We start from the raw sequence: 26697 nt of genomic DNA on the forward strand, positions 1-26697 counted from the left end.
GACACCCGAACGCTAAGCCGACAAAGACCCCACAAGAACATGAACCCGAAAATTAGTCCCCGAACAGGGTGCTGACAAGCAATGAAGCTAAATAGGTTAGCCTAACCTAATTCTGCGGGAGCGTGTGGCGCTCCGGCCCGAACAAGGATCGTTATGGTGCACGATTTCCCCTCACCCGCCCGGACCCTCGCGGGCATCACCGTCGCCGCCGTCGCCGTCCTGGCCACAGTCGGCTGCTCCAGCACCTCCGACACCGGCACCACGGAACCGGCCGCCTCCCAGGCCGCCGGGTGGCCGCGCACCTTCACCAACCCCGACGGCTCCACCACCGAGATCCCGAGCAAGCCCGAAGCGATCGTCTCCACCTCCGTATCGGTGACCGGTACTCTGCTCGCTTTCGACGCCCCGGTGGTGGCCTCCGGCTCCGGGGCCACCGGTGAGTTCTTCGCCCAATGGGCCGAGGTGGCGGACGAACGCGACATCGCCAACCTCTGGCCCGCCGGGAAGGTCGACCTGGAGGCGGTCTACGCCCACGCGCCCGACCTCGTCGTCGTCTCCGCCACCGGAGCCGATTCGCTGATGGACCAGATCGACGAACTACGCGCGATCGCCCCGACGATCGTCGTCGACTACGGTGGGCAGACCTGGCAGGAGCTCGCCGGGACGCTCGGGCAGGCCACCGGCTTGGCGACCGAGGCCGAGCAGACCGTCACCGCCTTCGACGAATCCGTCCGGGAAGCAGCATCGAAGATCCAGGTGCCAGCGGGCAGCGCGAATGTGATCTCGTTTAACGGTGCCGGGGAAGACAACCCGATCGCGCGTCGCGGTTCCGCCCAGGCCGGCCTCCTCAGCGACCTGGGGTTCACCCTCGAGGACCCGAATCCAGAGTGGAACACCCGAAGCCAACTTCGCGAAGACTTCGTCTGGACGGCGTACGAGAACCTGACCACCCTGACCGCCGAGACCACCTTCATCCTCAGCAAGGACGACGCGGGCGCACAGGCCTTCGCCGAGGACCCGGTGCTCGCGAACGTGCCCTCAGTCCAGCAGGGCCAGGTATACGGACTCGGGGCGAACTCGTTCCGGGTGGACCCGTACAGCGCGACCGAGATCGTCGATGGCGTCGTCGCCCGCTTTGCCAACTGACCCGGCACCCGGGTGGGGGCGAGGCCGCCCCCACCCGGTCCGGAGCACGATCACCCGCCCACGCCGGTGGCACCGTGGCACCGGGCTGCTCCTGCTCTCTGTCGTACTGGTGATCGGCACCTTCGCCAGCGCCACCGTCGGCACCCGCGCCATCCCCCTCGCCACCACCTGGGACGCGGTATTCGCATTCGATCCGACCAACTCGGCGCACCTCCTCGTGGTCCATCAGCGCATCCCCCGTGCGCTCCTCGCCGTCGTGGTCGGCGGCGGCCTGGGTGTCGCCGGCGCGGTCATGCAGGCGCTCACCCGCAACCCGCTGGCAGAGCCGGGCCTGCTGGGCGTCAACGCCGGAGCGGCGACCGCCATCGCCGCCGGCATCGCGTTCCTGGGCGTGACCGACCCGTCGGGCTACATGTGGCTCGGCGTCCTCGGCGCGGCGGTCGCCGGAGCCGTCGTCTACCTGCTCGGCGGCCTACGCACCGGCACCAACCCGGTTCGGCTCGTGCTTGCCGGAGCCGCCCTCACCGTCGTCCTTATGGCACTGACCCAACTCATACTTGTCAACAGCGCCGAGCAGGTCTACGACCGATACCGACACTGGATGGTCGGCTCGCTCGCCGGTCGCGGCACCGACGTCCTGATCGCCATCGGCCTGCTCACCGCCGCCGGACTCCTGCTCGCCCATGCCCTCGCCCGTCCGCTCGACACGGCGATCCTCGGCGAAGAGCTCAGCCGGTCCCTGGGGGGACGTCCGGCCCGGGTCTGGGCGACCGCGGGCCTCGCCGTCATCGTGCTCGCCGGCGCGGCGACGGCCGCGGCCGGGCCGATCGCCTTTCTCGGGCTGGCCGCGCCGCACCTCGCCCGGCTCCTGGCCGGTGTGGACCACCGCTGGGTCCTGCCCTACTCAGGTGTGCTCGCCGCCGTCCTCATCGTCGTCGCCGACACCCTCGGCCGGGCCCTCCCCGCCAACGGTGAGGTGAGCGTCGGCATCATGGTCTCGATTCTGGGCGGTCCGTTCTTTGTCCTGCTGGTGCGGCGACGTCGAATGGTACGGCTGTGACCCCGCCCCGGCCGCTCCCTGAAGGGCGCCAGGTGTGGCGGGTAGGCCACACCTCCCTGGTGATCTCGCCACGACTGGTGACCATCACGGTCGTCCTCCTGGTCGTCGGCGCGGCCCTGGGCGTCACAGCGATGACGCTCGGTACCCTGCGACTCTCGTTCGGCGAGGTGATCGCGGCGGTCGTCGACACGTCCGGGAACGCCCAACACGACCGGGTCGTCCGGAGTCTGCGGCTACCCCGCGTGGTCACCGCGATCTTCGCCGGGGCCGCGCTGGGTGTCTCCGGAGCCATCTTCCAGTCGGTGTCCCGCAACGCGCTCGGATCACCCGACGTCATCGGCTTCACCACCGGAGCGGCGACCGGGGCGATCGTGCAGATCGTCGTCTTCCAGGCCGACGCCCTACAAGTGTCGCTGGGCGCGGTCGCCGGAGGTCTGCTCACCGCAGCAGTTGTCTACCTGCTTTCCCGCCGGGCCGGTGTGACCGGTGGCTACCGGCTGATCCTGACCGGGATCGGGGTGAGCGCTGTGCTCGGCGCGGTGAATGGCCTGCTGCTCGTGACCGGAGACCTGGACCAGGCGTTCACCGCCAACCTGTGGCTGTCGGGGTCACTCGACGCCCGTAGCTGGACGCACGCCCTGCCGGTCACGGTCGGTGTGCTCGTTGTCGTACCGCTCGTTCTTCCCCTCGCCCGCCGGGCATCGCTGATCGAGATGGGCGACGACCTCGCCCAGCAGCTCGGGGTCCGGGTGGAGCGCACCCGGGTGCTGCTCATGCTCGCCGCGGTAGCCCTCGCCGGGCTGGCCACCGGAGCCGCCGGACCGATCGCCTTCATCGCCCTGGCCGCGCCGCAACTCGTGGTACGGCTTACCGGTTGGCGTCGCATGCCGGTGGTCAGCGCCGCCGCGATGGGCGGGTGCCTGCTGATGCTCGCCGACACGGTCACCCGGCTGCTGCCGATCACCGCCGCGGTCCCCATCGGCCGGGTCACCGGCATCATCGGCGGCCTCTACCTCATCTGGATGCTGACCCGCGCCAAGCAGGTCTGAGCCGGAAGGACCCCATGACCTCCCCACCCGCTCTCGAGGCTGCCCACCTGACACTCGCGTACGAATCACGTCAGGTCGCTCACGATCTTGATGTCTCCATTCCGGACGGCGCGGTAACCGTGATCCTCGGCCCGAACGCGTGCGGCAAGTCAACGCTGCTGCGAGCGCTCGCGCGACTACTCCGCCCCAAGACCGGCCAGGTACTGCTCCACGGCCAGGACGTGCAGCGGCTGACCCCGAAGGAGCTGGCCCGCCGGCTCGGACTACTGCCGCAGTCCTCCGCGGCACCGGCCGGGATCACCGTCGCCGACCTCGTCGGCCGTGGCCGGTTCCCACACCAGCGAATGTTGCGGCAGTGGAGCCACGAGGACGAAGCAGCGGTGGCCCGGGCGCTCGCGGCGACCGGAGTGGCGGAGCTGGCGGACCGCGCCGTCGAGGAGTTGTCCGGCGGCCAACGGCAGCGGGTGTGGATCGCGCTGATCCTCGCCCAGGAGACACCGGTGCTACTCCTGGACGAGCCCACCACCTACCTCGACATCTCGCACCAACTCGAGGTACTCGAACTGTGCCGGCGACTCAACCGCGACCAGGGACGCACCGTGGTGCTGGTGCTGCACGACCTGAATCAGGCCGCGCGCTACGCCGACCATCTCGTGGTGCTGCGGGACGGCACGGTGGCGGCCACCGGCGCCCCCAAGACGGTGCTCACCGAGCAGTTGCTGCACGACGTCTTCCGACTGGAAGCCCGCGTCATCACCGACCCGGTCTTCGGCACACCACTGGTCATCCCGATCGCCGCTCGGGACTCCGCCGCCGGGTGAGCTCACCGCTGGGACACAGACTCGAAGGAGAAGATGTGCAGCTCACCGGTGGCCCGAGACGGGTCACGCAGCCGCCCACGCCGCCGAAACCACCATCGCGCCGTACCCCCAACCCACGCATCGCACGGCTCGCAGCCGACTGCTCGCCGACGGAGTTCTGGGAGACGGTCATCCGCCATACGCCCCTGGTCGAGGAGGCGGGCGAGGGCGAGCGACGGGTGACGTTCCTGTGGCGGTCCGCCGCGGCCGCCGCGGTCTACGTGACTGTCAACCGGGTGACCTACGACCTCAACGACGCCCAGATGGAGCGGGTGCCGGGCACCGACGTGTGGCACGCCGCGTTCCGCCTACCCGCCGACTGGCGTGGGTCGTACACGGTGCTCGAAACCGACGCGGCGGGAAGCAGCACGCTTTCTGACGCCGAGCCACGGTGGGCGATGCGCACGATCCGCGAGGAGGGCGGCACCGACCCCCGCAACCCACGACGCGTCCACACCCACAGCGGCCGGCTCGCGTCGGTGGCGGAGCTGGATGCCGCGCCACTGCGGGCAGCACCCGCGCAAGGACCGTCTCCCCGCGCTCAACGCCTGGTAGCACCCACCGGGCGCCCGGTGTGGCTATCCCCACCACCAGACGCTGACGGCACGCCTCGACCGCTGGTCGTGGTGCTGGACGGGGAGGTGTGGCACGCCTCCGGCTACGCCGCCGCCAGCGCCGACCGGCTCACGAGATCGGGAGCGATCCGCGCGCCCTACCTGGCGATGGTCGAAACCGGAGGCACCTCGGCACGCCGGATGGCCGATCTGAGCATCGACGGCGCGATGAGCGAGGAGGTGGTCACGCTCCTGCTGCCGTGGTTGCGCAACCGGGTACCGGTGAGCGCCGATCCCCGGGATGTCGTGCTGACCGGGGAGAGCCTGGGCGGACTCACCGCCCTGAAGACCGCCTTCGACCACCCGGAGTCGGTGGGCACGGCGCTGAGCCAGTCGGCGTCACTGTGGCAACACGACCTGCTTGACCGCGCCGCGGCGGCCGGCCCGGTACGCCTCTTCCTCACCGTGGGTGTGCTCGAACCGACACTGTTGGAGCCGCACCGACGGCTGCGGGAGGCGCTCGCGGCGAGCCCGCCCACCGTGGCCTACCGGGAGTTCCAGGGTGGGCACGACATGGCCTGGTGGCGTGGGCTCTGGGAGGACGGCATCGCGGATCTTCTCGGTGCGGGACGGCTGCCGTCGAATCCGTCACCCTGAGGCGATCAACGGAGCGGGACGGTAGCCAGCCGAGCCGGATTGCGAGCTGCTATCCGGCACAGCCCGGAACGTTGACGCAGTTGTTCGGCCGATTCTTGATCACGATGGTGCCGGTGGCGGTGTTCAGGTCCACCGTGCCGCCGTCGTTGACGACTCCCCCACCATCGGTGGCGGCGAGATTGTCGACCACCTTCGTCGCCGTGAGGCTGACCATCCCGGAGCTGTGGATGCCGCCACCCCGGTCGGCCCGGTTACCGAGGATCCGGGTACGTCGTATCACCAGCTGCCCCGCGTTGAAGATTCCGCCGCCGGCGGCGGCCATCGCGGTGTTGTTCTTGATGATGCTGTCCTCGATGACGACGTAGCTTCCTCCGCCGATGTCCCCCTCAATGAAGAGGCCACCGGCCAGACCAGACAGTGCGGTGTTGTCAGTCAGGTGGACCCACCGCAAGGTCAACTGCCCGCCGAGACCAACCCGGACACCACCGCCGTCGGAATGGGTCAAATTTCTGGCGATTCGGGTGCCGGTAACCGTGCCGATGCCGCCGGAGACAAACAAACCACCAACAGACTGACCCCAGTTGTCGGCGATGCTGCCGCCCTTTACGGTCACGCTGCTGTCGGAGGCGAAGATGCCGCCGCCAAGGTCGGCGGTGTTTCCGCCGATGTGAGAGTGCACGATCTCCAGCGGGCCGGCACTGAAGATCCCACCGCCACGCTGGTTCCCGAGATTCCGTTCAACGCTGGAGTGGCTGACCCGGGTGGTGCCGTTGTTGGCGATACCGCCACCCAGGATGTCGCCGATGTTCCGAATGACGGCACTGTGGTTGACGATCAACGCTCCACCGGTGTTGACGAGGATCCCCCCGCCACCCTCGGCTGCGTGGCCGCCGGTGATCGTCAGCTGGTTGAGGGTGAGCTCACCACCGGCGTTCACGGCGAGGATCCGGAACTGGTCAACAGCGGCGGCCCGCTCGATGGTGGTGTTCCTGCCACCGTTGAGAGTGATCGGAGTGACGATCGCGGGCAGCCCGGCGCCACCGAGGTCGGCGGTGAGCAGGTAGGTGCAGTCCTCGGCGAGGTCGAGCACGGCGCCACCACCGGTGTTGGCCACGGCGATCTCGGCGATCAGCCGATCCGAGTCGCAGGGGACCGGCCGGCCTTCCCGCCGCCCACCGTCGCCCGTACCCGCGTCGCCCCTGACCGCGTCACCGTCGCCCCTGACCGCGTCACCCTTCTCCGCGGCGCCTTTGTCCGCCTCACCGCTGACCCCGCCACCCTTCTCCGCCGCACCGCTACTTTCGTCCCGACGGTCGTCGGCGGATGGCCCGCCAGCAAGGGGCCCGGACGCGACCGGCAGGGCGCGTCTGATCGTCTCGCCGGCCGGGGTCACAACAACCCCGACTGTGGTGAGCGCCAGACCGGTCGCCCCGGCCAAGCCGACAACCCACCACCGCCGCCACCATGGCCGCGCCGGCTCCCCGCCCGGACGGTCGGGCTGCTCTCCCTGGACGTGGCGCTGATGGTTCATCGCGGTCTCGATGTCCTTCCCCGTGCGCGGCAAGGAACCACCCAGCCGGGATGCCAGTCGAGGTCGCTCCTCAGCTATCCGCCGGGTGGTACCAGCCACCGCACGCTAAACAAAGGGGAGGGACATGAAGTCCTAAATACGGCTAAATCCACCAAACCAGATGAATATGAATATTCTTACGCCCCTTGGCTGCGGACTCCATACTGGGCCGGGACTTGGCCGCGGCCTCGCCGCCCGACCGCCGGCGAGCCCAGCCGGTCGCGACAGCTGCCGCGCACCGAGCCGAGGTCCAGCGTCAGTCCGGCGCAGCCGAGAATGGTGGGAAGACACCTGCTCGCGGCAGCCCGGGTCGAGCCCCGCCTCGGCCCCACCAGTGGGGCAGCTCGACAGCAAACGTAGCGCCGGCACCCCAGCAGCCATCAGCATCGACACCCATTAGCATCGATGCCACTTCAGTACGCCTTGGCCACCCTTCACACCGACCACCACCAAACCACCTGATCACCCAACGTCACGACCCGCTACGCGGAAAGGCTCACTGACCGCGATCAGACTCATTCCGTCGCCCAGATACAACAACACGAACCCCGGAAACGATCGCCGCAGAATGCGGTGTCGCAGCACCGGCCAGCAGGGCGAGGCCTGAATAGCAGTAAGGACTACTTTCCGGTGAACCATGCCGGGAAGCATCCACCATCAATCAATCGCAATAGAATTAGCATTCAGCAGAGCTGGGGCTTCAACTAAAACAAATACCAGCAGCGCCTCCACCCGCCCCCTCCCCCGGCCGGGATCACGAATAAGGTGCCAGAGTTCGGCGTAGTCTCGGCTCCCTTCCGAGCGCCGGCGAGGGAACGGCCAGGCAGGAGCAGCACGGGGACCGCCGCGACCACCGGCCGCTGACGGGCCGCCAGCCCACAGGACAGCCGCGCCGAACACCAGCGAACATGAATGTGGCGACAAGTACTGTGCCTGCGACACGTCTAGATGATCACCGGCCAGTCGCGGCGCAGCACTCATTACCGAGAATGTGAATTCACATCTCGTATCAATGCCCGCCAACCACCCATAGAGCAATCTGCGACAACGTTTTGATCATGCCCGCGACCTGCGCGGCCGCTAGAATCAATTAATAATCGGCGGGCCGACATAAATTGTCGAGATCATAATTCGTTGAGGAATCGGGATCTCGCTGATCGCGCCGCAAAACGCTAGACGTATACACCGATTTAAAAAGCATCTCATTTAAGGGAGGAACATGTCCGCGACCAACCCGCATCCGGTCCCGAACGAGGAACCGGAGCAGCACATCGGGATGCAGACCCCGGACCCGTGGCTCGACCCTGAGCAGACCGACTGGCCAGTTGTGGAGGTGAACATCGATGGCATGGATGGTGGTACCGAACCTGGATGAAGCCCGTGATCAACTAAACAAACGATTCCCCAAGCGGGACACCAGATCGGACGGCTCGATCGGGGACACCTCGCATCAAAGCTCCCCGTCGAGCCACAACCCGGACCGGACCGGTCGGCCGGAGTATCGCGACGGCGACAACCTCGACGAGGTACGGGCCCGGGATTTCGATGCCGACCTACGCGACCCGGACGGGGTCACGATGGAACAGGTCGTGCAGCTGTGGGTGAAGCTCGCTCGCTCCGGCGCTCTGTGGTGGGTCCGGTACATCATCTACAAGCGCCGAATCTGGCACCGTCGGCACAACTTCGCCACCCACGCCTACACCGGCTCGAACCCGCACACGAGCCACTGCCACGTGAACTCTGACTTCACCCAGGCCGCGGACACGGTGCGGGGCACAAACTGGCGGCTCGACCAGCTCGGCACGCCGGGACCGGTCGAGCCCGAGAAGCCGACGACGGTCCGACCCGCACCGGGTCCGGCGGTGGCATTCCCCCTGCCGAGCGGCTACTACTTTGGCTCCCGCAGCGGAGGAGATCGATCGGTGTCGGGCTACTATCGTCGGAAATTCAACGGAAAGTCGGACCGACAGTGGCTCATCATGTGGACCAAACAGCTCACCCGCCGAGGCTGGCCCGCCGGGAAGGGAAAGCGGTACCTCCGCAAAGACGGCCACGACGGCCGGTACGGCCCGGAGCATCGAGAGCTGATCAAAGCTTTCCAGGCGGATCAGGGCCTCAGTAGAGACGGGCTACTGGGCCACAAGACCTGGGACGCCGCCTACCGCAACCCAATTCGATGATCAACCCACCGTAGCGACGCGGCACGGTGCTGATCACACCCGTCCGGCGAGGGACGGCAGGGCCGAACCGGGCGCGCGCTATGTCATTGCAAAAGAGTTCCGCCCCACCGCGTTTCGCGGTGGGGCGGAATCCCTTGGTGCCCTGCTCGGAGTGTCAGCCGGCGCAGCCGGGGACGTCCACGCAGTTGTTGGGTCGGTTCTTGATGACCACCGTGCCGGTAGCGGTGTTCAGTTCAACCGTGCCCATGGTGTTGAAGATCCCTCCGCCGTCGGTGACCGCGATGTTCTTGACCACCTTCGTCCCGAAGAGGGTCAATGTGCCGGAGTTGAAGATGCCGGCGCCCTCGTTGGCCTGGTTACCGATGACCTTGGTGTTTCGCAACACGGCTACTGCCGAGTTGTCGATTCCGCCGCCGATGTCGGAAGCGGTGTTGTTCTTGATGATGCTGTCCTCGACCACAGCGATGGTGTCCAGCACTTCGGCACCTTCCACGAACAAGCCACCGGCGACACCGGACAGCGCGGAGTTGTCGGAGAGGTTGACCTTCCGCAGCGTCAACTGCCCGCCTTCGCCGACGCGGATGCCGCCGCCGTTGCCACTGGCGGTGTTCTTCGCGACCTTGGTGCCGGTCAGTCTGCCGATTCCGCCGAGTTGATACAGCCCTCCTCCGTCGGATGCCTGGTTGCCGGAGATGCTGCCGCCCTTGACGGTGATGGTGCTACCGCTTTGGAGAATACCGCCACCCTGGTCGGCGGTGTTGTTGTCGATGTGCGACTTGATGATCTCCAAGAGGCCGGTGCTGAAGATCCCACCGCCCTGTTCACTGGTGATGTTCCAGTCGACCTTGGAGTACTTGACCCGGGTGGTGCCCAGATTGGCGATGCCACCGCCGTCGCCGTCGCCGTCGACGATGTTGCGGGTGATGGCGCTGTGGTTGGTGGTCAACGCTCCGCCCGGGTTGACGAGCACTCCCCCACCGTTGCCGTCGGTCTGGCCGCCGGTGATCTTCAGGTGGTTGAGGGTGAGGTCGCCACCGGTGTCGACGGTGAAGATCCGGAACTCGTCCACGGCGGCGGCGCGTTCGATCGTGGTGTTCTTGCCGCCGTTGAGGGTGATCGGGGTGACGATCGCCGGCAGACCGGCACCGTCGATGTCCGCGGTGAGCAGGTAGGTGCACTCCTTGGCCAGGTCGAACACACCGCCGCCGGTGGCGTTCGCGGACGTGATCGCGGCGATCAGCAAATCGGCGTCACAGGGGACCGGCGTGCCCTTCGGCGTCTCCTTCTTCCCCTTGTCGCTCTTCCCTTCCTCCTTCTTCCCCTTGTCGCCCTTGCCCTTGTCGCCCTTGCCCTTGTCGCCCTTGCCCTTGTCGTCGTGCTTGGACTTGTCGTTGTCCCGGTGACTGCCCCCAGGCTGGGTTTCAGCGCTGGTGGCGGCGCGTCCGGCAGTGCCAGCGGCCGGAGCCGCCGCGACGCCGACGGCGGTGAGGGCCAGCCCGGCTACGCCGGCCAGGCCGACCGCCCACCAGCGCGGCCGCGCCCGGCGTTCGTCTGGGCGGTCGGTCCCGGGTTCGTGGGTGTGATGCTGATGGTTCATCGCGGTGTCGATGTCCTTCCCCCGTGAACGGCGAGGAAGGACCGACCCAAGCCAGGCTTCCTCGGCTACCAGGCAGGCGGTAGCAGCCATCTCGCACGCTAAACCGGCAGTTGTCTCAGTCGAACATGAACACGAAAAACACCCCTAAACCAGACAAAACTGGTCAGCGTCGTTGCCGACGCCCGCGGATCCGACCTCCGGCCGAAGGCCCTGCGTGACCGGGCCCACCTGATTACAGGACCAATTGCCCTGTCGCCCTCGGCCGGTGGCCCACAGGATTGCCAGTGCCGACAAGGCCGGCTGAAGGGCAGGAATTAGGTGAAACTTCCGATCATCATTCAGGGCGGGATGGGCGTCGGTGTCTCCAGCTGGCGGCTGGCCGCCGCCGTATCCGCCGCAGGCCAGCTCGGAGTGGTGTCCGGGGTAGCACTCGACGCGTCACTGGCCCGCCGGCTACAGCTCGGCGACGAGGACGGCACACTACGGCAGGCGCTGAGCGCATTCCCCGCGCCAGAGGTCGCCCAGCGAGTGCTGGACCGCTACTACGTACCGGGAGGAATCCCCGCCGGTAGACCGTTCCGACCGGCGCCACTGCTGAGCATGCGGCCACGACGGCACGCGAACGAGCTGGCCGTGGTCGCCAACTTCGTCGAGGTCTACCTGGCCAAGCAGGGCCACAGCGGTGTCGTCGGCATCAACTACCTGGAGAAGATCCAACTCGCCACCCCCGCCGCCGTGTACGGAGCGATGCTGGCCGGGGTCGACTACATCCTGATGGGTGCCGGCCTGCCCAGTGAGATCCCGTCTCTGATCGACGCCCTGACCCACCATCGACCGGTCCAGTTGCCCGTCGCCGTCGAGGGCAGCCCGGCGGGGGAAACCCACACCGTCGCCTTCGACCCGCCTGATCTGACCGGCGAGCTACTACCGCCCCTCCCGCGGCCGCGGTTCCTGGCCATCGTCTCCGCCGCCTCCCTGGTCAGCTACCTGGCCCGCAGCCCCCGCACCTGCCCCGACGGCTTCGTCCTCGAAGGGCCCACCGCAGGCGGCCACTCGGCTCGGCCCCGCGGCAAGATGATCCTCGATGACAACGGCGAACCCGTCTACGGCGACCGCGACCGGATCGACCTGGCCAAGGTAGCCGCAGCCGGGCTGCCGTTCTGGATCGCCGGCGGGCAGGCCGACCCGCGGCGGGTGGCCGCCGTTCAAGCGGCCGGAGCCACCGGTGTTCAGGTCGGCACTGCCTTCGCCCTCTGCCGCGAATCAGGAATCAACCCCCAGCTGCGGCGGCAGCTGCTCCAGCAAGCCACTGACGGGCAGCTCACGATCCACAACGATCCGGCCGCCTCCCCGACCGGCTTCCCCTTCAAGATCGCGCAATTGGAGGGCACCGCCGCGGAGGACGGTATTTACCAGGCCCGCGCTCGCCGGTGCGATCTGGGATATCTACGCACCCCGTACCTGCGACCGACCGGCCGGATCGGTTTCCGGTGCCCGGCCGAGCCGGTAGACGACTACATCCGCAAAGGCGGCGCGGTGGAGGACACCGTGGGTAGCCGCTGCCTGTGCAACGGGCTCATGGGCACAATCGGCCTGGGCCAGCGACGCGGCGGCAACGACACCGAGCCGCCGATCGTCACCATCGGCCAGGACATCGACGTCCTCACCGAGCTGCACCGGCGCTTCGGGGAGGAGTACACGGCCACCGACGTGCTGCACTACCTACTCGCGGCAGCCCATTGCGGCAGCTGACCACACCGGCCCCGCGCGCAGCGCTCACCCGCACGGTGGTGCCTGGTGATACGACCAAGGACCCGCACGGTCTTGGATGACCCACCGTGCGTCTGTCGGCTGGGGGCGTGGGTTACGGCAGCGGCCCACGCCGCCCTGTCGATGCTAACGCGACATCAAAAGCACCTATCTTGCCGACTCCAATCATCGACAGGAGCCGCTACTCTCCAGGGATGTCCGAGATTCACCTCGGTTGGCTCGCCCCGCCCCTGCTGATCGCACTTGTGCTGATCGTCATCGTGCTCCGGAGCCGTCAGCGCAGGGCTGGTCCCCGGACAGACAGCAAACAAGAGACAATGGCGAACGCCCGCAAGGCGATCCGCCAGAGTGCCCGCCAAAGCCGCCGTCGGCGACCCGGCAGCCTCCGTGGAAAAGGTGGCGGCGGCAGCGAGGGCCAGGCCTTCGACAGCGGCGCCAGTAGCGATTCCGGCGGCGCGCCATAGCTCTCGGGGCTCCCGTACGACGGACGGAGCCCCGCCCCCACCGCGAAACGGCAGGGACGGGGCCCGGGTGCAGCTGACTACTCCAGGCCGTTACCCGGCGCAGCCGAAGACGTTCACACAGTTGTTCGGACGGTTACCGATAACGGTGGTACCGGTGGCCGTGTTCAGGTTGACGATCCCAGCCACGTTGAAGATGCCCCCGCCGTCGGTCACGGCAAGGTTGTCGGTGACCTTCGAGGCGAAGAAGGTCAGCACCGCATCTGTGTCGTTCTGGACGCCGCCACCCGTGTCGGCCTGGTTACCGTCGATCTTGGTATCGGACACCGTGGTCATGCCAGCGTTGAAGATGCCGCCGCCCTGGGCTCCGGCGGTGTTGTCGACGATGCTGCTGTCCGAAATGTTGGCGGTGGAGCCGCCGACGACATGGAGGCCCGCACCGGTTTCGGCGGTGTTGCCGGCGAGGACGACCTTCTCCATCGTCAACTGGCCCGTAATGAAGACACCCCCACCAACATCGGCAGCGGAGTTCTTCTTGATGTGGCTGTCGGTTACCGAGCCGATTCCGCCATCGACGATGAAGAGCCCGGCTCCCTGGTCGGACCAGTTGCCGGAGACGGAGCTCTTGGAAACATCGACCGTTCCTGCCGTGCTACCGATACCGCCTCCCCCGATGGTGCCGGTGTTCGCCTTCACCTCAGTCCGGTGCACGGTAAGCACGCCCGTGTTATTAATGCCGCCCCCTTGCAGCGGGGAAGTGTTACGGCTGATGGTGGAGCGCTTGACGGTGGTGACTCCCTCGTTGGCGATACCACCACCATTGCCGCCGGCGATGTTACGGGTGACAGTGCTGTGGCTGACTGTCAATTCCCCGCCCGGGATGACGCGGATGCCACCCCCATCGACACCCGCCGTCTGGCCACCGGTAATCGTCAGGTAGTTGAGGGTAAGGTTGCCACCGGCTTCGACAAAGAAGATCCGGAACTCCTCGGCGGCAGCGGCGCGTTCGATCGTGGTGTTCTTGCCGCCGTTGAGGGTGATCGGAGTGGCGATCCCGGGCAGACCGGCGCCCTCAATGTTGGCGGTCAGCAGGTAGGTGCAGTCCTCGGCCAGGTCGAACACGCCGCCACCGGTGGCGTTGGCGGACGTGATCGCGGCGATCAGGGCATCCGTGTCACACGGGACCGGCGTGCCGGACCCGCCGTCTTTGCCCCGGCCGCCCTCGGTTGACGAATGGTCCGCATCGGCCGCCGCGGCGGAACCGGGTACGGGCTGGTTCGGTTGAGCGTGGGCGGTGGTGGCCAGAGCGGCCGTGGTGAATGCCAGGCCGGTCAATCCGGCCATCCCGACGGCCATCCACCACCGTGGCGGCCGACTATCAGTACGGCTGGAGCTGTAGACATGTCGTTGAGATGGCATTGCAGTCTCGGTGTCCTTCCCCGTGAACGGCGAGGAACCCACCACCCAAAGAGAACGGCGGGTGACGTGTTCCTCAGCTACCAGACAGGCGGTAGCGGCCTCACCCCGAGCTAAACCGACACCAAGCCCACAGGATGGCGAACGCGAAGGAAATACGCGAAGGAAGTTCTCATGTCGCTAACGGCGCACCCGCCCCACAACGGCTGAGTGGTAGCAGCGGCCGGCCCGCAGTGCGAGACGGGCACGAGTGAACCGTTCCTTCATCCGATCGTACGAAACGATCACCGGCGCCCTGGTACTCGGCGAGGGCTGCCTCGAGGTCTTCCACCAGACCGGGCTATCGCCGGTGGCCTTCGGGACCCAGGAGGTGGCTCGAGGACGGCCAGGAGGCGGATTCGAGCAGTCGTCGCAACGGTGACCCCGTCCCGCAGCAGCGGTGTAATTTGCTGGTGGTGGGCCGTCTCCGCGCCCTGAAGCGGCAGCGGCGCTGATCGGCGCGACGACGCCGCTTCCTCAAGCCGGCGCTTCCGTCCTCGTCGTCCCGTCAACACGCCTCACATGATCAGGTGTGTTGCGACAAGTACTGGAACCCGCCCGGAACCACCTGGTCAGTTTTCAGGCGGAGCCGACAGTGTTAGCCACTGCATCAGGCACGGCGACGATGATGATGTGCGTCATCAGCCGTTAGCCCGATCTCCCATCCAGCTACCAACTGTCAGGTACGGGGCAAGCGCAGGCGGGATCGTTCCCTGCCTCAGCACCCACTCATCGCCCAACGACGCCACGACCAGGTCGCAATGGTCGAATCTCAGCAGGACACCGCCCAAGGCTGGCCGCATCGCGTAGCCGCGAATGAGAGCGGCGTCTAGCAGCCGATGACCCGGCAGCAGTGCCAGCAGGTCGGGCCACTGCGCCAGGCCCACGCGCGTCTCACCGTGCTCTCCCATGTCGTACGCCGCGTACGGCTCGCTGAACTCAAGGCGTAGCAACTCGCCAGACCCATGCGCCATGAGCGGCGGCACTCCCTGAAAGTGCAGCCAAAAGTGCACCAAACTCTCCACGTCACCATCACGTTGGCCCTCGTGCCAGTGTCGAGCCTCCGTTACCGCGACGAGGTTACGACCGATGACCTGCTCAATCAGCTCACCCATGTCCCAGCACGCTACTGGTCAGGCTTGACCTGCCTACCAGGCACGGAGAGCCCTGCCTCCCTCCCGAAGCGCGCGGTTGCCATCCCGTCTGCCGTCGGCCCGCCCTCCTGGGGAGCGGGCCTCCGCCCGGCCCGCCACGTCAAACCGTGACCCCGCCGCGGCGGACCCGGCGTGCCCTACCCCTACGCCGCGTCGCTCCGGCGCGGCGCGGCCGACTGCCGGCGACGAACCCCCACCACTTCCACACCCGACTCGTCTACGGCGGCCCCGGGCTCCCCGCTCCCGTGCCAGCCGCCGGGCATCAGGCGGGACGGCCGCAGAGCGACAGCGGCAACGGCTGGCACGCGCCCAGGCGGCGGCGCGTGCGGTCCGTTGCGGGCCACCTTGATCGATGTAAGGAAGGTTCTCACACTCGGCCGGCGGCCGGCCGGGCCTTGCCCTGCGAAGATGGCGGCATGGACCGCTTCGAAGGCCGGTGCTGGCTGGACTGGTGGGCGAACTCCTCCACCCTGCTTGGCAGCGTCGAGGTGGACGTCGTAATTGCCGCCGTCACCGGCGGGTGGGAGGCCGACGGTCGTCTGGTCAGCGAGAGCGACGAGGACCCAGAGGCTGTTGCATTCCTGTGCGAACTCGACCCCGTCTTCACGCTGCGATTCGAAGACGAGAGTGTTGTCGCCGTGACCATTCATCCCACGGATGGGCATCGCCGCTTTAGCCTCACCGAGTACACCGGTCCGGTCCAGCGATCGGTCGTCAACCGCACCGCCCTGTAGGCACCGCCGGACCTAACTGGCTCGACAGCAGTTTCACGGCACGTTGATGTGTCGGTACCCGGTGCGAGTCTGGCCTTCGTCGAGCACGCCAGCGCGGCCTTCCCGGCAGATCGCTGGACTCGACGTCGGAGATACTGAACGGCCTTCCTGTCGCTGATGCGGGCCACGTCCCGCTGGCTCTCGATCGCACCGGCCCCCATGCTGGTCCTCTGAATCCGCTGAGCGACCCAGCAAGGCCTTTCCTACCGTCCACGATGGCTTCGAATTCGCACCTTTCCACGGGTGGGGCTAGCCTGCGGCGACCCCCCGATCCGCCTCACCGGCACCATCGCCGCCGTCGACCGGAACACCGGCCGCATTACCGGCCAGCTGCACACCGATGAGCTGCCCGACCGGATGCTGTACAAGGCGTGCGGCAACTGCCGCGGATCGGCGTGCCCGGACTGCACCTGGGTCTACCAGGGCGACGCCTACCAAGTCGTCTGTCGCGGCCTGACCGGCGGCAAGGGCGTCCCCGCCTCGGTCGACCGGCACCCGGTCGTCTTCGCCACCTTCACCACCCCGTCGTTCGGCCCGGTCCACCACCGGCGTCTCGCGCCACACCTGCCGCAGCCGGCAACGTTGCGACTGCCGCCCCGCGCCCTGCCGCGCCCGCAGCAGCGCCGGCACGTGCGAGCACGGACGTGGCGACGCACCAAAATCGAACGCCGCCTCGCCCCGCGCTGCCGTCAACGCGGCATCCCCAAGGTCGGCTGCGCCACCCACTCGAAAACCCTTGTCTAAGACAAGAGTTATTGCTAGTATTTCCTTGACAGAAACAAGGGGATGGGGTGAGACTGGATGAGTAATCGGATGGACCAGATCGTCGCAGCGGCGGCGCGGCAGGGCTTCAGCGTCCGCCAAACGCGCACCGGGACATGGATCTTCAGCAAAGGGATCACGACCCTGACGTTCGAGCACGCGCCACACACTTCTAAATAGTGGATGGACCTGCTCCACACGCTACGCGGCCCCCACCCCATCCGGATCCGACAGGAACAAGGGGATGGAGGAATCCAGTATGACACCCCAGCAGTGGCACGCCGCCGTAACCATTCGCCGCTGGAACGCGCAGCCCAGCGACGACCAACTCGCCGAGATCACCCGCGTCCTGCCTGGCTACGGCATCATCGTTGACACCGGCGTTGACCGGGTACGCCTGGAGATGACCATCGAGGCGAGCACCGTCCGCCAGGCCGCCGACGCGGCCGTCCGCGCGGCCCGGACCGCGCACAGCCAGGCAATCAGCAGTGCACCCGAGGTCACCGCCCTACGCGTCATCACCGCCGAGGACCACGAACGGGAGATCTCCCGACCACACCCGATGAGCCTCGTTGGCAACGCCGAGATCGCCCGCATCCTCAACGTGTCACGGCAGCGGGTCGAACAGCTCGCCCGGGAGAACGAGGCGTTCCCGGCCCCGGTCGCCCGGCTGGCCGCTGGCCCCGTATACACCCGGGGCAGCATCGACGCGTTCAACACCGGCTGGCAGCGCAAACCGGGCCGACCGAAGACGACCTAGACACCACAACGCCCCGCCCGGCTCTGAGGCCAGGCGGGGTGCGGGCAATAGGAGCCCGTCCTAGCCATGGTCAGTTCGGGACTGCGGCGGCAAACTCCGCTGGGGCGGTGGCGGTCAGGCTGGCGACCGCCCAGCGGTCGCCCTCCACCACAACCGCCCCGAACTGCCGCATGGAGTCAACCCACCCGGATTGGGCGGCACCCGGGGCGAACACGGCAACCGTCACCTCATCGCCGCCGCCCATCGTGCAGGTGCCCATCTCGTACCGCCCCGGATCAAGTGCGATCTGCGCTCCGCCGCCGCATCCGGCGGACCACATGAGCGCTACCACACCAAACACTGTGCTCTGTGCTGCCGGGGTCGGCGCGTGACCCCACGTAACGGGGTCCGGAGTCCGGTTGCCGCCCTGGGCGGTGGCTAGGACTAGCCAACTGAGCGCCAAGCCGACAAGGACGCCAATCAAGGATGCGATTAGGTCCCGGCGCACCGTCGGTCCCCTCGTCGGCGGGCTACCGCCACAGTAGTGATCACGATCGGTGTGCAGTTCACTACCGGACCCTACGCCGGGTTGTCAAACCAGGCCGCTGTGACACGCGCCGACCGGGGGCGCACCAGTCGGGACGACAACACGGCGCGGCCCCGCCCTCCCGACCTGGGAAGAGCGGGGCCACCTGCTTTGGTGGGCTTACCTTGGTGGGTCGAGGGTCCAGGTGTGTGGTCCGTTGGGTGTGTCGATCCAGAGGGTGTGGGTGCCGTTGGAGTAGATGGTGAGGCCCAGGTGGTCGTGGGTGGGGCGGCCGGCGTCGGCCCACCGGCGGCATGCGCTGGTTACCGCGTCCCAGATCCTGCGTGGTCCGCCTTGCGCGACGGTGACGGTCGTGCCCTGGGTGTGGATTCGGGCCCAGGAGCCGGTGTCGGCGTCGACGAGGCAGTGGACCTTTTCCCCGTCGGGGAGCAGGGTGCAGTGGTAGATGCTTGGTTCGGCGAGGCGCCACCAGAACTCACCGTGTGGGTCGCCGAACAGCGCGACATCGCGGTGGTGGCCCGGTGATGTGGTGCCGGTGCTACCCATGCACAGTGACACCATGTCTGCCACGGTCGGTCCGACGGGTCCGTCGGCGGGTCGGGCCTCGATGAACGCGGCTACCTGCGGTAGGAACCGGCCGTGACCCGTGCCGGTGTCGTCGACTCGCAGTGGTATGACGCCGTAGGACAGGTTGGCCAGGACCAGCCCGCCGGGTTTGATTTGTCGTAGCCAGGCGGCTGGTACTCGGCGTACGGAGCAGGTGGCGATCAGTCGGTCGTAGGGTGCCCGCGCTGGGTATCCGGCCAGGCCGTCCGCGGTGACCACGGTCGGCTGGTAGCCGGCGTCGGTGAGGGCGGTGGTGGCGGTGGCAACCAGGTGCGGGTCGATGTCAAGGGAGGTGACCGCCGCGTCCCCGAGTAGGTGGGCCAGGAGGGCGGCGTTGTAGCCGGTGCCGGTGCCGATCTCCAACACGGTCATGCCGGGTTGCAGGTCGAGGGCTTCCAGCATCACCGCCATGACTCCGGGCTGGGTGGATGAGCTGGTCGGCCGCCCGTCCGCGCTGATTTGGGTGACGATGGCTTCGTCGCCGTATACGGCGGCGAGGTAGGCGTCCTGGTGCTCCGGTCGGGTGGCGTGTAGCACATCACCGACCTGCCCGTGGGAGTTCACGTCGTAGACGGCGGGGGCGAACGGGTGGCGGGCGACCGACGCGAACGCTCCCGCTACGGTGGGGCTGGTCAGATGTCCTGTGGTGTGCAGGTTGGCGACGAGGTGTTGTCGTCGTTGCCGGTAGCCGGCGTCGGTGAGGGTCACGGCATCTCCAGGTACTCGGCGATCGCGGCGGCGATGGGTAGCCCCGTCTCGGCTTCGATCCAGGCCCACTGGCCGCCCGGGTTCACCTCTAGAAACACGTAGTCGCCGGTCGGGGTGACGATCAGGTCGATTGCGGCGAACGCGAGGCCCAAGGCATTGGTCAGGGACAGGAGCTGGTCGGTGAGGGTGTCGGGCAGTGTGACCGGTGTGTAGGTGAGATTGTCGTAGTCGGTGCGCCAGTCGATGCGGGCGGCGTCGGAGTGCGCGTCGATGCGGGCGGCGAACACGTGCCGTCCGATGGTGGTGACGCGTAGCTCGTGGTCTTTCGGTATCTGGTGTTGGAGCAGGTGCGCGGTGCCGGTGACCGCGTCGGTGATCTGCTCGGCGGTGACTGGGGTGGTGGCCAGTGCCATCAGGTGTCCGGTGTCGGTGTCGAGGTAGGGGCGCACGTGCAGCGGTTTGTAGATCGCCCCGTTGGGGGCGGCGGCGACGAAGGCCCGCGCTGCCGGCGCCTCGTTGGTGATCAGCGTGTGGGGGGTGGTCAGGCCGCAGCGGGCTGCGACCGCGAGTTGCACGGGTTTGTAGTCGGCTGCCGCCATGTGGTGGGGGTGGTTGACCCATCGCACTGGCAGCGCCGCCACCAGGCCGCCGAATCCCATGCGGGCTTCCTGGGTGGCCCACCGCCGTTCGTAGTCGTTGAGGCCATCGGCTAGCCGGAACGGGCCGGGCCGCCGGTAGTAGACCGCGGTGACATTCTCCAGCCGGGTTTGCCGGTGAGCGTCGGTGAGGACGCCGGACCAGCCGCCCTGGCCGCCGTTCTCCGCGGCCAGGGTGAGGAGTTGGGGGAAGTCGCCGGTGTCGACGCGATGTACCTGCGCGTCCCGGGTGTGCAGCGCGGTGATGACCAGGTCGGCGGTCACGTCGCGGGGTTCGGTCAGCACCAGGATCGTCACGGGTGTCAGTCCTGGTAGGTGTCCGGGGTGGAGTCGTTGAAGTTTTGGTGATCGTAGGAGGTCTTGCTGTTCGTGGCGACCTTCTGCGTGGTCTGCGGCTTACCCAAGGTGGTGCCGTCGACACCGATCACGGTCTGCGTCACCGGGTCCAGGTGGGCGTCGGTCAGGTCAACCACCGGAACCTCAGCACCAACCTGCGTGGACAGCGTCAACCCGAACGGGCGAGCCGGGCTCACCCGTCCCTGCTCGGTACGGCTGTCGTAGAGCGGCAGCAGGCAGCGGTCCGGGGCGAACGTCGTCATAGCGACCTCCATCATTGAGGGGTTTACCTTGCGATTCGTGGTGCTCCGAGCAGGTCCCGCCACCACCGGCGGACGGTCGCGTCGGCCGGCGTCAACGCCGGCTCCCGGCGCGTTGCGGGGGCGCCCACCCGTCCTGCCCGAGTGTGGCTAGGTAGTCGTATGCGGTTTCGGTGGGCGGGCACGGCCATGCGGATCGGCAGATCGGGCACCGGTCGACGCGCGGCCAGTGTTCGGTGATGATCCGCCGAGCGGACAGGATCATCCGGTTGCGTAGCTGGACCGTCGACAGGCTGCCGGAGCGCGGCCGGGCGTGGGTGGCCATCACCGGCGGCGGTTGGCCCGTTGCCGGGCGAGCGGGGTCAGTAGTGGCCGGCTGTCGAAGATGACTGTCGGCTGGTTGTGCAGCGGGGAGTAGGCGCCGGCCCGCGCCACGTACCGGGTGGCGGGGCCGACCGCGTCCAGCCGTGCGGGCCGGCGGCGGAGTCGGCGGAGTAGCCGGATCATGCGCGTGCTCCCCTCGATCAGGTCGAGGCGGCAACGGCATCAGTGTCACCACCCAGGATGATCCTGCGGTGACGCGGTGCTACTTGTCAGGATGGGCGCTGTCCGTTACCGGGTAGCGGACAGGCGGCGGACAGCCTCGGTGACCTGCCCAGCCAGCGCCCGTGACGCGGTGGCGTCAGCGATGGCGCGAGCCTCGTCTAGGACCTGCCGGGCGGTGCTGGTGTCCCCGGCCTGCGTGTGCGCCACCGCGAGGTGCACTAGGTGCCGGCCGTGCCAGTCCGACCCGCGGGCGTCCTCACTCGCCCCGGCGACCCCGGCGGTCAGCAGCCGCAGGGCTCGATCGTTGGCCCGGTCGTCCCGGGCGCCCAGGTACCGCCACACAATCCCCTGCTGCACGGAGAAAAACGCGGGCGTGTACCAGTAACCCCACGGCGACAAGGGCTGGCCGGTGGCCTGCTCAGCAAGATCGGCAGCCTCACTCAGGAGGCCGATCACCTCGCGTGGGTGGGCGTCGGCCATAGCTAGGCCGCGGGCGCCCTGCCCGGCGGAGTACGCGCGTAGCGCGGTGTGGACCGCATCGTCTCGCCGGGCCGCCCCGGACAGGCCGATCATGGACGGCAGATCCCCGCACCCCTCGGCTTGATGGCCTTGAAATGAGAGCACAGCGGCGATCAGGTCCCGGTTTCCGGCCTCGGTGGCCCATTGCAGCGCACGCCTGAGCCACATTGTTGCGGCGCGGTCATCACCGGTGGCAATCCCTAGCCACCCGGCGAATTGGGCCCATTGCGCGGCCATATCCACAACCGCCGGCCGGACCTGATGGCCGGCGTCTCGCAGCAGAGACACAACGGTGTCGAGCTGCACGCGGACCGGGTCGACAACCAGCGTCGACCCGATGCTGTCCTCCAAGCGCCGGTAGCTGGCGAGCAGGTCGGCCAGGGCATCCACTGCGCCGTGATCGACCCGGCGGGGATGCTGGGCCGCGTATAGGGCGCGCTCGCTGGGGGTGGGCATGTCAGCTACGAGAGCGGCCAGGGCCCCGCCCGCAGCTAGGGCGTCGTCCAATCGCGTGGCGACATCCACCGTTGGCCTGGTGCGGCCGGTCTCTAACTGGTGCAACAAACTCTTGCCGTAGCTGACCGCCACGCCCAACTGCCGCAATGTGAGACCGCGTGCTTCGCGCCGCTGACGCAGCTCAGCGCCGAATCGCGGGTCCACGATGGTGCGCGTCGGTGCCGGCATCGGTTCTCCCAGGTAGCGGTCTGGGGTGGCGGGCGCCGACCGCTACAACCGGCGCCCTGCCGCCATCGACGGTACTCCCTGCCCGCACGTCACGCCGTCACCTGTCCGTATGGATGTTCCGGCGCGTCACGGCGTACGCCCTACCACGAAATGGTGGTTCCGAACAGGTTCGAGCTGTCCGCTACTTCATTGCGGACATTCAAAACGTCATTAGGGCGTCAAAAAACATTCGTCGATATGACTTGTCGACTGTGGATATGCTATTAAACTCGTTCGGGCTGATCAGTGATCACGAGCAACGGTGACGGGGGCTTCCGTACGGGGGTGTGGCCCTCGGTCGCGCACCATCGCCGCCCAGGTGCGGGCGGTGATCCATCGACACACCCACGAGCAGTCTTTCCATTCACTCGTACGTGTGTTCGACTAGCACGCTCCTCATCGGCACTCACCCGGAGGTCTTCGACAGCGCCATGAACTACCCCTCCCGCCCCCACCGTCGCCCCGCCATGCCACTGGTCACCCGCGTGGCGAACGCCGCCACCGCCGCCTACCAGCGCGCAATGACCAGCAAGCGCAAACGCCTGTACCAGCAGGAGATATACCGACTCCGCCAGGAGGTGCAGCGGCTTCGGGGCGAGGTCCGGGCCTGCTCCGATGTCATTGACACGATGGGCCACGACATGGAGGCGCGGCGCCGGGAATTCGTCCTGGGCGAACTCTCCCGAGTAGACGCCCACAGGCGCACGGTGGTCGTCGATCAACGGCGCCTGTTGGAGGTGCACCTTCGCGAACAGCTTGCCGCCGAACTAGAGGATGCGCTGCTGTCGGGCTTCGAGACCGGCTACAAGGCTGGACTCGCAGACGGTCCGCCGCCAGGGGCGCAACAGCGTCGACTCACAGGCGACTCATGATCTCTACCACCGGATAGTAAGAGGGCCGGTTGGAGTTCTCCAACCTGCCCTCTTACCTGCAAATATTCAACGTGGGCGATACTGGGATCGAACCAGTGACCTCTTCGGTGTGAACAAGGTCAACATCTGCCGCGTACGTAGACGTTTGGCTATCAACCCTGGTCAGGCTCTTGGTGTTCGTTGGTCTGGCGAGGTGCGCAAGGCGGCTAGCTGGAAGATCATCTCCCCGGTTTCTCCCAGGGCTAGGCATGTGCTGCCGTGTCGCCCGGTACGCGCTGGGCTACTGCTCGTCGGTTCGCTGGGTCGGCCGCTTCTCGGCGATCCACGCCACTACCGCATCCCGCTCCCAGATCCGCCCGGTCGCCAAGGTGTCCAGCGGTGCCGGGAATCCGGGGCGCGCCACGATCTCCGATGCACGCTGCCGGCTGACACCGCCCAACAGTTGTTGGATTTCCGACATGCCCGCGAGCCGCATAGATCCGACCGTACGGACTTGCCGAGCAGCAGCCCTGTCAAGTTGACGGGCTTGACACCTGTAAGGTGGACGGCAGCCGCTGTGCCGGTGGTGGAGGACCCGAACCCGCCGCCGGTACGGCGAACGCCCTGCCCGGTCGGTACCTCCGAACCCTGCCGGGCAGGGCATCCTTCAAGAAGAGGAGCTCGTATGCCTGCCGAGGAGCACGGCCACACACGGCTGCAACCACGTCCACCGGAGCCTGGCCACGAAGTGTGGATCACCCGTGACGCCTCGGTGCAGTTCGCGCGACAGTCGAGCTTCGTGTTCCGGGTGATCTCAGTGTGTCCGCAGCCCACGTACCCGGGTTGGGTGTGGCTGACCGGCTACCAGCTCGACGGCCAGGGCCACGCTGTCGCCCGCCGGGAGATCTACGTCCGGCTCGCCGGTCTACGCCGGGTTTCTCGCTCTGACGCGCGGCTGAGGTCGTAGTCGGCCGCGTGTCACGAGCCCGGCACCCCGCGGCCGCTGCCACAGTGGCGCAGTTGACCTCAACCGCACCCTCCGGCGGGCTCGGCTCCTGGAGGGTTTACCTGGTCCACGACGGTCACCTCCTCCCTCCCAGGTGCCATGTTTTGACCTCAACCGCACCCAACGGCGGGCTCGGCTCCTGGAGGGTTTACCCGGTGCGCGACGGGCGCCGCCCCCTTGCCAGGTTTCTTGCGAGTGTTCTCCGGTCAGTGATCACTAGAGCTGTACTGCGACGGGGCTGGGCAGTAACTCCGTGGGCGCGACTGTGCTGTGGGAGAGGAAGGGGGCGGGGTGTCCCCCCCGTCCCCTGGTGGCCTATCGGGCGATGCGGTCCAGCTCGTTGATGACCCGCTGGGTGGCGTGCTCTCCGCCTGCGAGCAGGAGCCGCAGGATTGGTCCGGTGCTGTCTTGGTCGAGTCGTACGGCCCGGTAGATCTGGGCGCGGAGGGCGGCGAGTTCCTGGGCGGTGGCCGTGGTGTTCATGGGGTCCTCCTGGTTTCGGTGGTTGTTGACGGGTCCCCTGAATCGGTTCTGCCCCGGGGTGACAAGGTGGAGCGCCCTACGGACGAACGACCTTGTCGCCCCGGGGCAGAACCGATACACCGAAGGCGGCAGCAACCGGCGGGACCAGGAGGACCCCAACCCGGCCCAGTCGCAGCCTGGACGGGTTGACGGGTTGCACCGGCAGCTCCGACCACGCCGCGTGCGCCGGGACGTGACCGGCCGCCAGGCCGCACGCGCGGCCCGGCGCTGACGCGGCGGCGGGCCGAAGGCCCGCCCTTGACCATGCAAAACTACCGGCGTCACATTGAGGAGCATTTGCTTCCGACGTTCGAGCACACGGCTATGGCTGACATCCTTCCGGCGGACGTCACGATGTGGGAGAAGAAGGAGCGGGCGGCCGGCTACGCCGAGTCAAGTATCAAGACCTGGCGGGCGACGCTGCACCTGATCCTGGCCGACGCGGTTGAGGAGGGGATCCGGGACTCCAATCCGGCGTCCCGGCGCCGTGGCAGGGGCAAGCGGGCGGGGCGGTCTCGTAGTCGCGGTCCGGAGAAGGCGGTAACCACAGCGCTCGGTGTTCTGTTGATCGCAGAACGCGCGGCATTGCTGTCGGGCCGTGACGATGAGTTCGTTGCCATAGTCACGAAGGGGTTCACCGGCATGCGCTGGGGTGAACTGGTGGGGCTGGAAGCCGGCTACGTTCGTCCGGCGGAGATCCGGGTTGAGTGGCAGCTCTACGAGCTTGACTCCGGCGAGTTGCACCGCTGCCCACCCAAGGATGACTCGCATCGCACAATCGACCTACCGGCCTGGCTGGATCGGCTGCTGGCGGAGCATGCGGCTCGCACCCGAAGGAAGGCATGCGGGTGTCATCAACGCGCATATGTCTTCAGCGGTCATCGTCCCCCGAAGGGCATGGCTCGTACGTCGGGACCGACCTTAGTGGATGTTGCTCGCCGGGCGGGTGTCTCGTCGGCCACCGCGTCGGCCGCCCTGAATCATCCTGAGGTAGTGCATGGGGCGACTCGCGAGCGGATCACCGCGGCTATCGCGGATCTCGGCTACGTCCGTGGCGGCGCTTCTGGGGAGTTGGCTGCGCACTGGCGTCGGACGAACTTCGCCACCTGGTTGTTTCAGCCGGCGGTGACTGGCTGGTATCCGACGAAGGGACGGCTGAAGGTTCGGCCGGTTCCGGTGCTCGGGGAGCCGTGGCCAGGCATTCCGGTTCGGGGACGCAACGCGGCGGGCCGCGCTGACGCGTGCTGGCTGCCGGTCGCTCCGGGGCTGACCCCGCACGGGCTACGGCACACGCACAAGACGCTCATGGAGGAACTGGGCACACCGGCGAAGCTGGCGGATGAACGGATGGGCCACGCGGACGGCTCCGTTCAGGCCCGCTACACGCATGTCACGGCGGTGATGCGAGCCCGGCTGCTCGACGGCCTGACGCAACTGTGGGAGACGGCAGTAGCCGAGCGGCGAGCAATGGCACCCCGGTCCCCCGTGGCCGTCCTGAACCGACTGCTGACCGAGGAAACTGAGTCGGCCGTAAAGATCGTCTCCCAGACTTCTCCCAAGCGCCGGTGAGAGAAACGAAAGAGGCCAGCTCCCCGATTCGGGAACTGGCCTCTTACCTGCAAATATTCAA

Annotated in this window: 27 protein-coding genes and 2 pseudogenes; 15 read left to right on the forward strand and 14 right to left on the reverse strand. The window is 67.6% G+C overall.

What is annotated here, in order from left to right; translation table 11 throughout:
- The first annotated feature begins 153 nt into the window (after positions 1-153).
- The 5 genes from fepB (at position 154) to B116_RS0107110 (ending at position 5326) form a co-directional block, all read left to right on the forward strand.
- Complete coding sequence (fepB, locus tag B116_RS0107090) at positions 154-1146, forward strand: Fe2+-enterobactin ABC transporter substrate-binding protein (protein WP_018721610.1); 993 nt, start codon at positions 154-156, stop codon at positions 1144-1146.
- A 109-nt stretch (positions 1147-1255) separates the two neighbouring features.
- Complete coding sequence (locus tag B116_RS0107095) at positions 1256-2206, forward strand: FecCD family ABC transporter permease (protein WP_033665282.1); 951 nt, start codon at positions 1256-1258, stop codon at positions 2204-2206.
- The gene (locus B116_RS0107100; protein WP_026321594.1) at positions 2203-3255 is read left to right on the forward strand and encodes a FecCD family ABC transporter permease; all 1053 of its coding nucleotides are present in this window, start codon (positions 2203-2205) and stop codon (positions 3253-3255) included. Before B116_RS0107095 ends, B116_RS0107100 begins: the two co-directional genes overlap by 4 nt.
- A gap of 14 nt (positions 3256-3269) precedes the next feature.
- Complete coding sequence (locus tag B116_RS0107105; protein ID WP_027659627.1) at positions 3270-4076, forward strand: ABC transporter ATP-binding protein; 807 nt, start codon at positions 3270-3272, stop codon at positions 4074-4076.
- Positions 4077-4111: 35 nt separating this feature from the next.
- Positions 4112-5326 (forward strand): enterochelin esterase domain-containing protein, encoded by a 1215-nt coding sequence (locus tag B116_RS0107110; protein WP_027659628.1) that lies wholly within the window; start codon positions 4112-4114, stop codon positions 5324-5326.
- Between the two features lie 49 nt (positions 5327-5375).
- On the opposite strand, the gene B116_RS0107115 is transcribed toward B116_RS0107110, so the two are convergent.
- On the reverse strand, positions 5376-6857 hold the full coding sequence (locus B116_RS0107115; RefSeq protein WP_027659629.1) for a hypothetical protein: 1482 nt from the start codon (positions 6855-6857) through the stop codon (positions 5376-5378).
- Positions 6858-6999: 142 nt separating this feature from the next.
- Positions 7000-7180: pseudogene (locus B116_RS28745) on the reverse strand (hypothetical protein); the annotation flags it as partial.
- A gap of 935 nt (positions 7181-8115) precedes the next feature.
- Here B116_RS28745 and B116_RS27790 point away from each other — a divergent pair.
- Together B116_RS27790 and B116_RS0107125 are read left to right on the forward strand one after the other, a co-directional pair.
- Positions 8116-8271 carry a hypothetical protein gene (locus B116_RS27790; RefSeq protein ID WP_018721616.1) on the forward strand — a complete coding sequence of 52 codons (156 nt, stop codon included), beginning with the start codon at positions 8116-8118 and terminating at the stop codon, positions 8269-8271.
- Entirely contained in the window at positions 8249-9076 is an 828-nt protein-coding gene (locus B116_RS0107125) for a peptidoglycan-binding domain-containing protein (protein ID WP_188116008.1), read from the forward strand. The genes B116_RS27790 and B116_RS0107125 overlap by 23 nt, the downstream gene beginning before the upstream one ends.
- 154 nt (positions 9077-9230) lie before the next feature.
- Here the strand turns inward: B116_RS0107125 and B116_RS0107130 are convergent, their stop codons facing one another.
- Positions 9231-10673: a hypothetical protein gene (locus tag B116_RS0107130; protein ID WP_027659631.1), complete on the reverse strand. Its 1443-nt coding sequence runs from the start codon at positions 10671-10673 to the stop codon at positions 9231-9233.
- 318 nt (positions 10674-10991) lie between these two features.
- On the opposite strand from B116_RS0107130, the gene B116_RS0107135 reads away from it, so the two are divergent.
- A complete protein-coding gene (locus B116_RS0107135; protein ID WP_027659632.1) occupies positions 10992-12425 on the forward strand; it encodes a nitronate monooxygenase in 1434 nt (477 codons plus the stop codon).
- Between the two features lie 212 nt (positions 12426-12637).
- Entirely contained in the window at positions 12638-12907 is a 270-nt protein-coding gene (locus tag B116_RS26330) for a hypothetical protein (RefSeq protein ID WP_082312752.1), read from the forward strand.
- A gap of 90 nt (positions 12908-12997) precedes the next feature.
- Here the strand turns inward: B116_RS26330 and B116_RS0107140 are convergent, their stop codons facing one another.
- Together B116_RS0107140 and B116_RS25905 are read right to left on the reverse strand one after the other, a co-directional pair.
- Positions 12998-14260: a hypothetical protein gene (locus tag B116_RS0107140; protein ID WP_082312753.1), complete on the reverse strand. Its 1263-nt coding sequence runs from the start codon at positions 14258-14260 to the stop codon at positions 12998-13000.
- A gap of 740 nt (positions 14261-15000) precedes the next feature.
- The gene (locus tag B116_RS25905; protein WP_027659634.1) at positions 15001-15474 is read right to left on the reverse strand and encodes a hypothetical protein; all 474 of its coding nucleotides are present in this window, start codon (positions 15472-15474) and stop codon (positions 15001-15003) included.
- Between the two features lie 455 nt (positions 15475-15929).
- Between B116_RS25905 and B116_RS0107155 the strand changes: the two genes are divergently transcribed.
- The 3 genes from B116_RS0107155 to B116_RS0107170 all read left to right on the forward strand — a co-directional run bounded on the left by B116_RS0107155 (position 15930) and on the right by B116_RS0107170 (position 17808).
- The gene (locus B116_RS0107155) at positions 15930-16247 is read left to right on the forward strand and encodes a hypothetical protein (protein WP_027659635.1); all 318 of its coding nucleotides are present in this window, start codon (positions 15930-15932) and stop codon (positions 16245-16247) included.
- A 282-nt stretch (positions 16248-16529) separates the two neighbouring features.
- Positions 16530-17030, forward strand: coding sequence for a replication initiator (locus B116_RS0107160; protein WP_027659636.1), 501 nt, complete (start codon positions 16530-16532; stop codon positions 17028-17030).
- A gap of 277 nt (positions 17031-17307) precedes the next feature.
- Positions 17308-17808, forward strand: a complete 501-nt coding sequence (locus tag B116_RS0107170; RefSeq protein ID WP_027659637.1) for a hypothetical protein — start codon at positions 17308-17310, stop codon at positions 17806-17808.
- A gap of 70 nt (positions 17809-17878) precedes the next feature.
- Here B116_RS0107170 and B116_RS28950 read toward each other — a convergent pair whose 3' ends face one another.
- The 7 genes from B116_RS28950 to B116_RS0107205 form a co-directional block, all read right to left on the reverse strand.
- A complete protein-coding gene (locus B116_RS28950; protein ID WP_397540616.1) occupies positions 17879-18295 on the reverse strand; it encodes a hypothetical protein in 417 nt (138 codons plus the stop codon).
- A gap of 198 nt (positions 18296-18493) precedes the next feature.
- Positions 18494-19648: an ATP-grasp peptide maturase system methyltransferase gene (tgmC, locus tag B116_RS0107180; protein WP_027659639.1), complete on the reverse strand. Its 1155-nt coding sequence runs from the start codon at positions 19646-19648 to the stop codon at positions 18494-18496.
- Complete coding sequence (gene tgmB / locus B116_RS0107185; protein WP_027659640.1) at positions 19645-20601, reverse strand: ATP-grasp ribosomal peptide maturase; 957 nt, start codon at positions 20599-20601, stop codon at positions 19645-19647. The genes tgmC and tgmB overlap by 4 nt, the downstream gene beginning before the upstream one ends.
- A 5-nt stretch (positions 20602-20606) precedes the next feature.
- Complete coding sequence (gene tgmA / locus B116_RS0107190; RefSeq protein ID WP_027659641.1) at positions 20607-20903, reverse strand: putative ATP-grasp-modified RiPP; 297 nt, start codon at positions 20901-20903, stop codon at positions 20607-20609.
- A gap of 91 nt (positions 20904-20994) precedes the next feature.
- Complete coding sequence (locus B116_RS28150) at positions 20995-21225, reverse strand: hypothetical protein (protein WP_027659642.1); 231 nt, start codon at positions 21223-21225, stop codon at positions 20995-20997.
- Positions 21225-21407 carry a hypothetical protein gene (locus B116_RS0107200; RefSeq protein ID WP_027659643.1) on the reverse strand — a complete coding sequence of 61 codons (183 nt, stop codon included), beginning with the start codon at positions 21405-21407 and terminating at the stop codon, positions 21225-21227. The genes B116_RS28150 and B116_RS0107200 overlap by 1 nt, the downstream gene beginning before the upstream one ends.
- A gap of 105 nt (positions 21408-21512) precedes the next feature.
- Positions 21513-22649, reverse strand: a complete 1137-nt coding sequence (locus tag B116_RS0107205; protein WP_027659644.1) for a helix-turn-helix domain-containing protein — start codon at positions 22647-22649, stop codon at positions 21513-21515.
- A gap of 506 nt (positions 22650-23155) precedes the next feature.
- Between B116_RS0107205 and B116_RS0107210 the strand changes: the two genes are divergently transcribed.
- A complete protein-coding gene (locus B116_RS0107210) occupies positions 23156-23560 on the forward strand; it encodes a hypothetical protein (RefSeq protein ID WP_027659645.1) in 405 nt (134 codons plus the stop codon).
- 280 nt (positions 23561-23840) lie between these two features.
- On the opposite strand, the gene B116_RS0107215 is transcribed toward B116_RS0107210, so the two are convergent.
- Positions 23841-24035, reverse strand: a complete 195-nt coding sequence (locus B116_RS0107215) for a hypothetical protein (RefSeq protein WP_018223125.1) — start codon at positions 24033-24035, stop codon at positions 23841-23843.
- Between the two features lie 189 nt (positions 24036-24224).
- Here B116_RS0107215 and B116_RS0107220 point away from each other — a divergent pair, with 189 nt between their 5' ends.
- The gene (locus B116_RS0107220; RefSeq protein WP_050591837.1) at positions 24225-24506 is read left to right on the forward strand and encodes a hypothetical protein; all 282 of its coding nucleotides are present in this window, start codon (positions 24225-24227) and stop codon (positions 24504-24506) included.
- Positions 24507-24860: 354 nt separating this feature from the next.
- Here the strand turns inward: B116_RS0107220 and B116_RS27795 are convergent, their stop codons facing one another.
- A complete protein-coding gene (locus tag B116_RS27795; RefSeq protein ID WP_018721639.1) occupies positions 24861-25028 on the reverse strand; it encodes a hypothetical protein in 168 nt (55 codons plus the stop codon).
- A gap of 300 nt (positions 25029-25328) precedes the next feature.
- Here B116_RS27795 and B116_RS24795 point away from each other — a divergent pair.
- Positions 25329-26636 (forward strand): annotated as a pseudogene (locus B116_RS24795) (LacI family DNA-binding transcriptional regulator); the annotation flags it as partial.
- Positions 26637-26697 lie beyond the last annotated feature (61 nt).

This window comes from Salinispora fenicalii, assembly GCF_000514815.1.
GTDB lineage: Bacteria > Actinomycetota > Actinomycetes > Mycobacteriales > Micromonosporaceae > Micromonospora > Micromonospora fenicalii.

Coding starts and splice junctions, on each gene's coding strand:
- fepB (WP_018721610.1), top strand. CDS start 154: ATGGTGCACGATTTCCCCTCACCCGCCCGGACCCTCGCGGGCATCACC.
- B116_RS0107105 (WP_027659627.1), top strand. CDS start 3,270: ATGACCTCCCCACCCGCTCTCGAGGCTGCCCACCTGACACTCGCGTAC.
- B116_RS0107115 (WP_027659629.1), bottom strand. CDS start 6,857: ATGAACCATCAGCGCCACGTCCAGGGAGAGCAGCCCGACCGTCCGGGC.
- B116_RS27790 (WP_018721616.1), top strand. CDS start 8,116: ATGTCCGCGACCAACCCGCATCCGGTCCCGAACGAGGAACCGGAGCAG.
- B116_RS0107125 (WP_188116008.1), top strand. CDS start 8,249: ATGGTGGTACCGAACCTGGATGAAGCCCGTGATCAACTAAACAAACGA.
- B116_RS0107130 (WP_027659631.1), bottom strand. CDS start 10,673: ATGAACCATCAGCATCACACCCACGAACCCGGGACCGACCGCCCAGAC.
- B116_RS26330 (WP_082312752.1), top strand. CDS start 12,638: ATGTCCGAGATTCACCTCGGTTGGCTCGCCCCGCCCCTGCTGATCGCA.
- B116_RS0107140 (WP_082312753.1), bottom strand. CDS start 14,260: ATGGCCGTCGGGATGGCCGGATTGACCGGCCTGGCATTCACCACGGCC.
- B116_RS25905 (WP_027659634.1), bottom strand. CDS start 15,474: ATGGGTGAGCTGATTGAGCAGGTCATCGGTCGTAACCTCGTCGCGGTA.
- B116_RS0107155 (WP_027659635.1), top strand. CDS start 15,930: ATGGACCGCTTCGAAGGCCGGTGCTGGCTGGACTGGTGGGCGAACTCC.
- B116_RS0107170 (WP_027659637.1), top strand. CDS start 17,308: ATGACACCCCAGCAGTGGCACGCCGCCGTAACCATTCGCCGCTGGAAC.
- tgmA (WP_027659641.1), bottom strand. CDS start 20,903: ATGACGACGTTCGCCCCGGACCGCTGCCTGCTGCCGCTCTACGACAGC.
- B116_RS28150 (WP_027659642.1), bottom strand. CDS start 21,225: ATGGCCACCCACGCCCGGCCGCGCTCCGGCAGCCTGTCGACGGTCCAG.
- B116_RS0107200 (WP_027659643.1), bottom strand. CDS start 21,407: ATGATCCGGCTACTCCGCCGACTCCGCCGCCGGCCCGCACGGCTGGAC.
- B116_RS0107205 (WP_027659644.1), bottom strand. CDS start 22,649: ATGCCGGCACCGACGCGCACCATCGTGGACCCGCGATTCGGCGCTGAG.
- B116_RS0107210 (WP_027659645.1), top strand. CDS start 23,156: ATGCCACTGGTCACCCGCGTGGCGAACGCCGCCACCGCCGCCTACCAG.
- B116_RS0107215 (WP_018223125.1), bottom strand. CDS start 24,035: ATGCGGCTCGCGGGCATGTCGGAAATCCAACAACTGTTGGGCGGTGTC.
- B116_RS0107220 (WP_050591837.1), top strand. CDS start 24,225: ATGCCTGCCGAGGAGCACGGCCACACACGGCTGCAACCACGTCCACCG.
- B116_RS27795 (WP_018721639.1), bottom strand. CDS start 25,028: ATGAACACCACGGCCACCGCCCAGGAACTCGCCGCCCTCCGCGCCCAG.